The sequence below is a fragment of the Rhodococcus sp. IEGM 1305 genome (assembly GCF_030058635.1).
Classification (GTDB): Bacteria; Actinomycetota; Actinomycetes; order Mycobacteriales; family Mycobacteriaceae; genus Rhodococcus_F; species Rhodococcus_F opacus_D.
Genome location: NZ_JASHKX010000014.1, coordinates 114,818 through 123,771, shown reverse-complemented (window position 1 = coordinate 123,771; position 8,954 = coordinate 114,818). Strand labels below are relative to the sequence as shown.

The window sequence follows — 8,954 nt, the reverse complement described above, 5'->3', positions numbered from 1 at the left end:
TTGGACCAGCGTTCAATCATCGTGCCCTCAGGCGGCCAGCAGGCCCGGCAGTCCCCACTCCGCTGCGAGCAACTCGTAGGAGCGCAAGCGGTCGCCGTGATCGTGGGTGACGCTGGTGATCACCAGTTCGTCGGCGTCGGTGAGCCTTCGCAGACTGTCGAGTCGGTCCGCGACGGTGGCCGGTGCCCCCACGAACTGGGTGATCAGCCGGTCCTCGACCGCCGCGCGTTCCGCCTCGCCGAGCGGTGCCGTGTGCGCCGGGTCGGGATACGGGATCGCACCGTGGCCGCTGCGGATGCTGTGCGTCCAGTGCGCGAACGTCGACGCCAGTTCCTTCGCCGTCGCGTCGTCCTCCGCTACGACCGCGTCGGCGGAGACGACGACGTACGGCTTCTGCAGCTGCGACGACGGGCGGAACGCGGCGCGGTAGGCCTCGACCGCCTCGAGGGTCGTCGACGGGCTCACGTGGTAGTTCGCTCCGAAAGGCAGCCCCAGCCGGCCGGCCAGTTCGGCGCTGGGCCCCGCGCTGCTGCCGAACACCCACACCTCGACGTCGGCGCCCTCGCCCGGGCTGGCGTGGAGTTCGATCCCGTCCGGGGTGCTGTACGTGCCGCCGAGCAGTGCCAGGATGTCGTCGACCTGCTGGTCGAACGCCGGCGACAGCGCGCCCGGCTGCTGCAGCACCGACTGCGCCGCCGTGAGCCGCGGAGACAGCAGGAGCCCGGACGGATCGAACGGCGCCGGGATCACGACGCCGTCGCGGATCTCCGTCTCCCGGCGGGACGGCGCCGGCTGGTTGTTGCGTTCCGCAACCGCTTTCAGCGCCTCGGCCCGCCGCTGACCCGACCGTCCGAGCCCGAGGTCCAGTCGACCCGGGTACAGCGCGTCGACGGTGCCGAACGCCTCGACCACGGCCGCTGCGGTGGTGTGGCCCAACTGCACCGCGGCGGCGCCGACCCGGAGGGTGCTGGTTGCCGCGGCCAGGATCCCGACGAGCACGGCCGGCGAGGAACTGGCGACGCCCACGAAGTGGTGTTCGGCAACCCAGTACCGCTTGTATCCCCACGCTTCGGCGTGCCGGGCGAGGTCGACGGTGTTCCGCAGGGCGGTGCGGGCGGTGGCGCCTTCGCTGACGGGCGACAGGTCGAGGACGGACAACGGAGTGGTCATGAGGGCACCTTCTGGAGAGAGCGGGGATTGACAGCGCGATGGCTGCGCGGGGCACCGAGTCCGAGGTGCCGCCGCAGCGTGGCGGTGGTGTATTCGGTACGCAGGACGCCGCGGTCCTGCAGCAACGGCACCACCGTGTCGACGAACAGGGCGAGTTCGTCCGGGGTGAGGGAGGAGGGGAGGACGAACCCGTCCGCTGCGTTCTCGCGGACCCAGCGGACGATCCGGTCCGCGACGGACGTGGCGGTACCCACGAACGTCGTGGCGGACAGAACCTTCACCGCATCGGCGGGCCTGCCCGCCTCGACCGTGCGGCGTGCAAGGTCGTCGTAGAACTCGCGCCCTGCCTCGAACGTGCCGAGCGGCGCGATGATCACGTCGCCGTGCCGGGCGGCGAGATCCCGGGCCTGCGGGCCGTCACCCGAGACGATCACCACCGGTTGCGCTTGCGGGCTCCGCGGGACGGTGAAGCGTCCACCGATGTCGAAGTGCCTGCCCCGGTGGTAGAACGCGCCTGCGGTGGGATCCGAGACGAATCGCCCCGCGCCGCGGTCGATGGTCACGATCCCCTCGGCCCAGGAATCCCACAGCGTGCGTGCGGTGTCGACGAACTCCGCGGCCCGCTCGTCGCCGGAAGCCCAGGTGTTCCACGCCGCCCGCCCGCCGGACAGGTGATCGAGTGAGGCCAGCCGGCGGGCCACGTCGTACGGTTCGGCAGAGGTCGTGTCCAGCGTCGCCGCGAGCCCCACCGTGTCGGTGAACCCGGCCAGCGCGTTCGCCGCGGTGACGCCGTCGGCGAGGAAGAAGTCGAATCTCCCCCGCTCCGCGGTGCGGGCGGCATCCACGAGGACGGCGAAGTCCGTCCGGCCCGCGGGTGCCGCCGCCCCGAGCACGACCTGCTTCTCGGCCATGCCTACCGCGGGTTCTTCTCGCCGGCCTCGACCGCGAGTGTCAGCCGGTTCTCGGCGGGCGCGACCGGGCAGGTGGCGTAGTCGGTGAACGCGCACGGCAGGTTGGCCGCCCGGTTGAAATCGAGGATCACCCGGCCGTCGGCGGCGGGAGCGTCCACGGCCAGTGACCGCGCCGCGGGGTACGTGCTGACCCCGCTGGTGGCGTCGGTGAACAGAACGTGCAGGCCACCGTTCTTGCCTGCGAACGCGACGAGTTCGTGTGCGGCGCCGTCGTAGTCGAAGGTCAGCGTCCCCAGCGCCGTGTGGTGGTGCTCGAGCCCCTCGACGACCGCACCCGTCGTCACGACGCGGGACTGCGGGAACGGGGTGAACGTCGCCGGCACGGACCACTGCCGCGCGGGTGGGAACGTGGGGATGCCGGTGAACGCGGCGAGAGTGCTCGCCTCGGGGTCGTGGATCCGCAGGGCGACGTCACCGGTTCTCCGGATCACCTCGATGTTGCGGCTCCCGTGCCGCACGAGCAGACCGGGTGCGCCCTCCAGAGGTGCGAGGGTCGCCGTGCCGTCGACCGCGTCGCCGTCGACCTCGAGCCCGGCGTCGGCGGTCGCCGTGATCACCACGCCGTCTGCGTCGGCCCGCCACTTCCCGGGCAGGTCGGGGAACGTGGTGTCGGTCTCGACGAGCCAGTGCAGGGCGGTGAGACTCAGCCATCCCAGCGGGTCGCGGAAAGACTCCTCTCGCCCCGAATGCCAGTCCTGCCAGTCCTGCTCGAATGTCGCGCCTGCCGTGACTGCGGTCATGATGCCCGAACTCCTTCTGTCTGGTGATGCGGATGGCGCAGTCCGAGATGACTGCGCAGGGTCGTCCCCGAGTACTCGGAGCGGAAACTGCCGCGGTTCTGCAACTCCGGGACCACCTTCTCGACGAACTCGTCGAGCCCGGCCGGAGTGAGGTGCGGTACCAGGATGAAGCCGTCGCACGCATCCGCCTGCACGTAGCGGTCGATCTCCTCGGCCACCTGGGCGGCGGTGCCGACGAACTGCTGGCGGGTGGTGACCGCGATGATCAGTTCCCGGATGCTGAGTTTCTCGGTTTCCGCCTTCGCCCGCCACGCGGCAGCGATCTCGCGGGGGTCCTTCGCGTGCCGCACCCGGCCGCGCGTGATGTTCGTATCGTCGGCCGGTTCGACATCCGGCAGCGGACCGTCCGGGTCATACGCGGAAAGGTCGCGGCCCCACACCTGTTCGAGGAACGCGATCGCCGTCTGCGGGCCCACCTGCTGGTGCCGGATGTGATCGGCGCGCTCGGCCGCGTCCGCCGCGGAGTCGCCCAGCACGAACGTCGCCGCCGGCAGCACCTTGAGATCACCGTGGCTGCGCCCGTACTTCGCCAGCCTGCCCTTGACGTCCGTGTAGAACTTCTGGCCGTCCTCGAGCGACCCGTGGATCGTGAAGATCGCGTCCGCCTGCGCAGCCCCGAATTCGCGGCCCTGATCGGAGTCGCCCGCCTGCAGCAGCACCGGGTGCCCCTGCGGGCTCCGGGGAATCGTGAACCGTCCCCGGATGTCGAACTGGGAGCCGGAGTGGGTGACGTCGCGGATCGAGTTGTCCGCGGCGAACACTCCCCGGGCGCGGTCGATCTGCAGCGCATCCTGATCCCAGCTGTCCCAGAACTTGCGGGCGCCCTCGATCAGTTCGCCTGCGCGGACGTACCGGTCGGCCTTGTCGAGGTATCCCCCGCGCCGGAAGTTCTCCCCCGTGAACGCGTCCGAGGACGTCACCATGTTCCAGGCGGCCCGGCCGTCGGACAGATGGTCGAGCGAGGCGAATTGCCGTGCCAGCTCGTACGGTTCGTTGAACGTGGTGTTGATCGTCCCCGCCAGGCCCAGATGCGTGGTGACTCCGGCGAGTGCGCCGAGCACCGTCAACGTGTCGGGGCGGCCCACCACGTCGAGGTCGTGGATCTGTCCTCGGTGCTCACGCAGGCGCAGGCCCTCGGCGAGGAAGAAGAAGTCGAACAATCCGCGTTCGGCGGTCTCCGCGAGGTGCACGAACGAGTCGAAGTCGATCTGGCTCTTCGATTCGGGGTCGCTCCACACGGTGGTGTTGTTGACGCCGGGAAAGTGGGCGGCGAGATGAATCTGCTTGCGCTGGTTGCTCATGATGTCAGTCCTGTCCGGCGAAGTGATTGACGGGACGGGTGAAGCCGAGCCGCTCCCGGAGCACTCCGCTGTCGGACGCTCGGCCGCCCGGCCGCAGCAGCGGCAGGACGCGTTCGGTGATCTCGTTCAGGCCGGACGTCAGCGCCAGCGGCCGGAGGGTCACGCCGTCGACGCCCCCGGCGCCCACCACGTCGGTGATCAGCCGGGAGAGTCCCGGCGCGTCGCCGCGGTGGAGAATCGACGCCGGCTCGTACCGGCCGCCGGACCAGTTCTCGAGCTGGGCGAGGTCGCGTTCCGCCGTGTCGGCGGTCTCGGCGATCACCACCTCGACGTCGAGCAGGATCCGCAGCGATGCGGGGTCCCGGCCGGCCTCGGCGGCGGCACGCCGCACCCGGTCTGCGACGTCACGTGCCGCGTCCACGGTGGGTGCGCCGATGCGGATCACGTCGGCACGCGCGGCGGCCACCCTCGTGGAGTGCTCGTCCCGCGCGCCGATCACGATCAGCGACTGCCCCTGCGGCGACCGCGGCGTGATCGAGGGACCCTTCACGGAGAAGTGCGCGCCCTCGAAGTCGATGTAGTGCAGCTTGTCCCGGTCGATGAAGCGGCCGGTGGCGACGTCGCGGATCTCGGCGTCGTCCTCCCAGCTGTCCCACAGCAGGCTCACGACCTCGATCGCGTCGGCCGCCTCCGCCCACAGACTCTCGGCCTCCTGTGCATCCTTGCGTCCGAACAGATTCGCCTGCGCCTGACCGGCCGACACGTCCACCTGCCATCCGGCACGGCCGAGAGACGCATGGTCGAGGCTCGCGATGGCCTTGGACACGTGGAACGGTTCGGTGTGGGTGACGGTCACCGTGGGAACCAGGCCGATCCGCTCGGTGGACGCGACGGCCCGTGCGGCGATCGCCACGGCGTCCAGTTGCCCACGCTGATCGGCATGTCCCGTCGTGGCGATCGCGAAGGTATCGCCGACGAACGCGAGGTCCACCCCGGCCGAGTCGGCCTGCCCGAGCAGGCCGGTCCAGTAGCCGGCGGTGAAGAGGTCCTCGGCGCGCGAGTCCGGACGACGCCAGGACTGCGGATGAATCCCCGTGCCGTACAGATCGACGGCGACGAGCGGGTCGTGTGGCTCAGGCATGAATCGATTCCTCCAGCTGTGCAGAACGTGGACGCACGACGGATCGTCCCGGGATGGCGTCGAGCAACTGCCGGGTGTAGTCGTGGCGGGGATTGTCGAATATTGCTGCCGCGTTGCCCGATTCGACGATGCGGCCGGACTGCATCACCGCGACCGTGTCGCTGATCTGCCGGACCACGGCGAGGTCGTGCGAGATGAAGAGGTAGCTGAGCCCGAGTTCCCGCTGCAGGCGCTCGAGCAGCCCGAGGATCTGCGACTGCACCGAGACGTCCAGCGCGGACACCGGTTCGTCGAGCACGACGAGTTCCGGGTGCAGCGCGAGCGCGCGGGCGATCGCGACCCGCTGCCGTTGCCCACCGGACAGCTCGGCCGGTCTGCGTTCGAGGTAGGTACGCGGCAACGCGACCTGTTCGAGCAGTTCGGCGACGCGTGCCGCCCGTTCCGCCCGGGTGCCGACACCGAACGCACCGAGCGGTTCCGCGACGATGTCCGCGATCGTCAGCTTCGGATCGAGGGACGCATACGGGTTCTGGTACACGATCTGCATTCGGCGGCGCAGGGCACGCAGCGCGCCGCCGCGCAGGCCGGTGATGTCCCGGCCGTCGAACTCGACGCGGCCCGCGGTGGGAGATTCCAACCGGATCGCGATCCGGGCCACCGTGGACTTGCCGGACCCGGACTCCCCCACCAGCGACAGCGTGCGCCCGCGGGGAACCTCGAACGACACGTCCTGGGCGGCGTCGATGGCCGTGCGCCGGTCGATCCGGAACGTCTTGGACACCCCGGACACGCGCAGCAGGACATCGGGTTCGGCTCCGCCCGCCTCCGCGGCGCGACTGGGCCTCCGTCCCACCGAGAGACTCGGCGCCGCGGCCAGCAGGGTGCGGGTGTACTCGTGCTGGGGGTTCTCGAGGATCTCGCGGGTGGGGCCCGCTTCCACCACCTCACCCTCGCTCATCACCACGATCCGGTCGGCACGGTCGGCGGCGACACCCAGATCGTGCGTGATCAGCAGGACCGCGGTGCCGGACTCGGCGATCCGCGCGTCGAGGTGATCGAGAATCCGGCGCTGCACGGTGACGTCGAGTGCGCTGGTCGGCTCGTCCGCGATCACGAGTTCGGGGCTGCACGCCAGCGCGATCCCGATCAGGACGCGCTGCCGTTGCCCGCCCGACAGGTCCTGCGGGTACTGCCTCGCCCGCACCTCGGGCTTGTCGATCCCGGCCTCGGCGAGAATGCGCACTGCCTCGATGCCTGCCGTCCGCCGGTCGGCGAGACCGTGGATCCGGAGCACCTCCGCCACCTGGGCGCCGACTCTCAGGACGGGGTTGAGCGACGTCGTCGGGTCCTGGGGAACCAGCCCGATCCGGGCGCCGCGGATCCGCTCGAGTGCGCGCTCCGACTTGGTGTCGAGACGCTCACCGTCGAACGTGACGGTGCCGGCCACGGCCCGCCCGGATCCGCTGAGCAATCCGAGGATCGCGTGCGCCGTGGTTGATTTCCCGGAGCCGGACTCGCCGACCACGGCCACCACTTCCCCGCGCGACACCGTGAGGTCGACGCCTTTCACGGCCACGGCGGGATCGCTCACGCTCCCGTACGCCACCCGCAGTCCGGAGACCTGGAGTAGCGGCGCCGTGGTGCCTGCCGCAGCAGTAGTCGTCGAGCTCATCGCGCTTCCCTCTGTTCGAGTGCATGCCCGAGTCGGTGCGCCGACAGCACGACGGCCACGATCACCAGTCCGGGCAGGGTGGTCATCCACCACGCGGTGGCGAGGTAGTTCCGGCCCTCGGAGATCAGCGAGCCCCATTCCGGGGTGGGCGGCACCGCGCCGAACCCGAGGAAGCTCAGCGACGACACCGCGAGGACCGCCATCCCGAACTCGACGGCGGCGAGTGCCACGACAGGCGCGTACGAGTTCCGCAGAACGTGGCGGCGCAGCACCGTGTGCCAGCGGACACCCGACGCGAACGCCGCCTCGACGTACAGCGACCGGCGTACTCGCAGCACCTCCGACCGCATCACGCGGGCGAAGTTCGCGATCAGCGACACGCCCACCGCGATCGCCACGTTGACCGTGCCGAACCCCAGCGCGGTCACCAGTGCGAGCGAGAGCAGCAGGGCGGGGATCGACAGGAGGACGTCGACGACGCGCATCAGGACGGCGTCCAGCGCACCTCCGACGGCACCGGACAGCAGGCCGATCAGCGAACCGACGACCAGCGCGATACCCACGGCCAACAGCGTTGCGGTCAAAGATAATCCGGCACCGTGGACCACGCGGGTATACACGTCACGGCCGATGTTGTCGGTGCCGAACCAATGCGCGGCACTCGGCGCCTGCAGTTTCTGGGCGGGCACCCCGACCAGCGGGTCGCCGCTCGCGAACACCGACGGCGCCACCGCGAATCCGACCGCGACGAGGAGCACGGCGGCCGAGGCCACCGGCACGAGATTGCGACGCAACCACGTCACCGCGCGGCGTCCGCGACTGTCCGACTCGGACGCGACCACGGGAGGCGGTTCGGTCGGCGGAGCGCCGAAACCCTCGGCCTCCTCGATCAGTTCCCTGGTGAGGATGTCAGACATGAACCTTCTCCTCCACATCCGCGGTGGTGTTGCGGCCGGAACTGCGCCTGCCCTCGACGATTCGGGGATCGATCAGCGGATAGAGCAGATCGACGGCGAGATTGACGAGTACGTAGACGACCGAGCTCAGCACCACGATTCCCTGGACCACCGGAATGTCCTGCGCCATCACGGACGTCTGGGTGAGCCGCCCCACGCCGGCGCGCGAGAACACCGTCTCGACGACGACCGATCCGGCCAGCAGATTACCCACGAGCACACCGGCGATGGTGAACGCCGGAATGCTCGACAGGCGCAGCGCGTGCCGGGTCTGAATCTGCCAGCGGGACGCACCCTTCGCCCGCGCGGCTTCGATGAACGGCTGCCGCCACGTGGTCTGCAGACTCGCCGCGAGCACCTGCGCGATCACGGCACCGGTCGGCAGCGCGAGCGTCACCGCGGGGAGCACCAGCGTCGCGATCCCCTGGTCACCGAACGCCGGGAAGGCCTTCAGCCGGAACGAGAACAGCTGCAGCAGAATCAGCCCCACCCAGAACGTCGGCACCGCGACACCGAGCGGAGGCAGTGAGAACAGCAGATTCCGCACCCAGTGGACCCTGGTGTAGGTGGCGAGGAACGCGACCGCTGCCCCGAACACGACCGCGAGAACCAGCGCCGCCGACGCCAGCGCGAGCGTGCTGGGGACCGCGTTCCCGATCGCCTCGGTCACCGATTGCCCGGTGGCGATCGAGTACCCGAAGTCACCGCGGACGGCGTGGCTCAGCGAGTTCCAGTACTGCACCCACACCGGCTGGTCGAGGCCGTACCGCGCCTGCAGCTCCGCGACGGCGGCCGCGTCGACCGTCGTTCCGGTGGTCGCCGAGTCGACGGCGATGCTCACCGGGTCGGACGGCAGCAGGAACAGCACGGCGAACGACACGGTGAACGTCGCCCACAGGACGGCGATCGCCTGCAGCACGCGTAATCCGAGGTAGCGAATCAT

The 8,954-nt window shown here is 70.2% G+C and carries 8 protein-coding genes; all 8 read right to left on the bottom strand.

From position 1 onward, the window contains the following. Positions 1–27 precede the first annotated feature (27 nt). From QM693_RS20650 to QM693_RS20615, 8 genes are read right to left on the bottom strand one after another with little or no spacing between them, the layout of a single operon-like run. Positions 28–1,170 (bottom strand): LLM class flavin-dependent oxidoreductase, encoded by a 1,143-nt coding sequence (locus QM693_RS20650; RefSeq protein ID WP_283353302.1) that lies wholly within the window; start codon positions 1,168–1,170, stop codon positions 28–30. After that, positions 1,167–2,081: an LLM class flavin-dependent oxidoreductase gene (locus tag QM693_RS20645; protein ID WP_283353301.1), complete on the bottom strand. Its 915-nt coding sequence runs from the start codon at positions 2,079–2,081 to the stop codon at positions 1,167–1,169. The genes QM693_RS20650 and QM693_RS20645 overlap by 4 nt, the downstream gene beginning before the upstream one ends. 2 nt (positions 2,082–2,083) lie before the next feature. Beyond that, a complete protein-coding gene (locus QM693_RS20640) occupies positions 2,084–2,881 on the bottom strand; it encodes a DUF1684 domain-containing protein (RefSeq protein ID WP_283353300.1) in 798 nt (265 codons plus the stop codon). After that, positions 2,878–4,242 (bottom strand): NtaA/DmoA family FMN-dependent monooxygenase, encoded by a 1,365-nt coding sequence (locus QM693_RS20635; protein WP_283353299.1) that lies wholly within the window; start codon positions 4,240–4,242, stop codon positions 2,878–2,880. The genes QM693_RS20640 and QM693_RS20635 overlap by 4 nt, the downstream gene beginning before the upstream one ends. A gap of 4 nt (positions 4,243–4,246) precedes the next feature. After that, a complete protein-coding gene (locus tag QM693_RS20630; RefSeq protein ID WP_283353298.1) occupies positions 4,247–5,383 on the bottom strand; it encodes an LLM class flavin-dependent oxidoreductase in 1,137 nt (378 codons plus the stop codon). Further along, the gene (locus QM693_RS20625) at positions 5,376–7,055 is read right to left on the bottom strand and encodes a dipeptide ABC transporter ATP-binding protein (protein WP_283353297.1); all 1,680 of its coding nucleotides are present in this window, start codon (positions 7,053–7,055) and stop codon (positions 5,376–5,378) included. The genes QM693_RS20630 and QM693_RS20625 overlap by 8 nt, the downstream gene beginning before the upstream one ends. Further along, positions 7,052–7,972, bottom strand: coding sequence for an ABC transporter permease (locus QM693_RS20620; protein ID WP_283353296.1), 921 nt, complete (start codon positions 7,970–7,972; stop codon positions 7,052–7,054). Before QM693_RS20620 ends, QM693_RS20625 begins: the two co-directional genes overlap by 4 nt. Further along, entirely contained in the window at positions 7,965–8,954 is a 990-nt protein-coding gene (locus QM693_RS20615) for an ABC transporter permease (protein WP_105415193.1), read from the bottom strand. The genes QM693_RS20620 and QM693_RS20615 overlap by 8 nt, the downstream gene beginning before the upstream one ends.

Excerpts from the sequence above, each read along its gene's own strand:
- QM693_RS20650 (WP_283353302.1), bottom strand. The coding sequence starts at position 1,170 with ATGACCACTCCGTTGTCCGTCCTCGACCTGTCGCCCGTCAGCGAAGGC.
- QM693_RS20645 (WP_283353301.1), bottom strand. The coding sequence starts at position 2,081 with ATGGCCGAGAAGCAGGTCGTGCTCGGGGCGGCGGCACCCGCGGGCCGG.
- QM693_RS20640 (WP_283353300.1), bottom strand. The coding sequence starts at position 2,881 with ATGACCGCAGTCACGGCAGGCGCGACATTCGAGCAGGACTGGCAGGAC.
- QM693_RS20635 (WP_283353299.1), bottom strand. The coding sequence starts at position 4,242 with ATGAGCAACCAGCGCAAGCAGATTCATCTCGCCGCCCACTTTCCCGGC.
- QM693_RS20630 (WP_283353298.1), bottom strand. The coding sequence starts at position 5,383 with ATGCCTGAGCCACACGACCCGCTCGTCGCCGTCGATCTGTACGGCACG.
- QM693_RS20625 (WP_283353297.1), bottom strand. The coding sequence starts at position 7,055 with ATGAGCTCGACGACTACTGCTGCGGCAGGCACCACGGCGCCGCTACTC.
- QM693_RS20620 (WP_283353296.1), bottom strand. The coding sequence starts at position 7,972 with ATGTCTGACATCCTCACCAGGGAACTGATCGAGGAGGCCGAGGGTTTC.
- QM693_RS20615 (WP_105415193.1), bottom strand. The coding sequence starts at position 8,954 with ATGATTCGCTACCTCGGATTACGCGTGCTGCAGGCGATCGCCGTCCTG.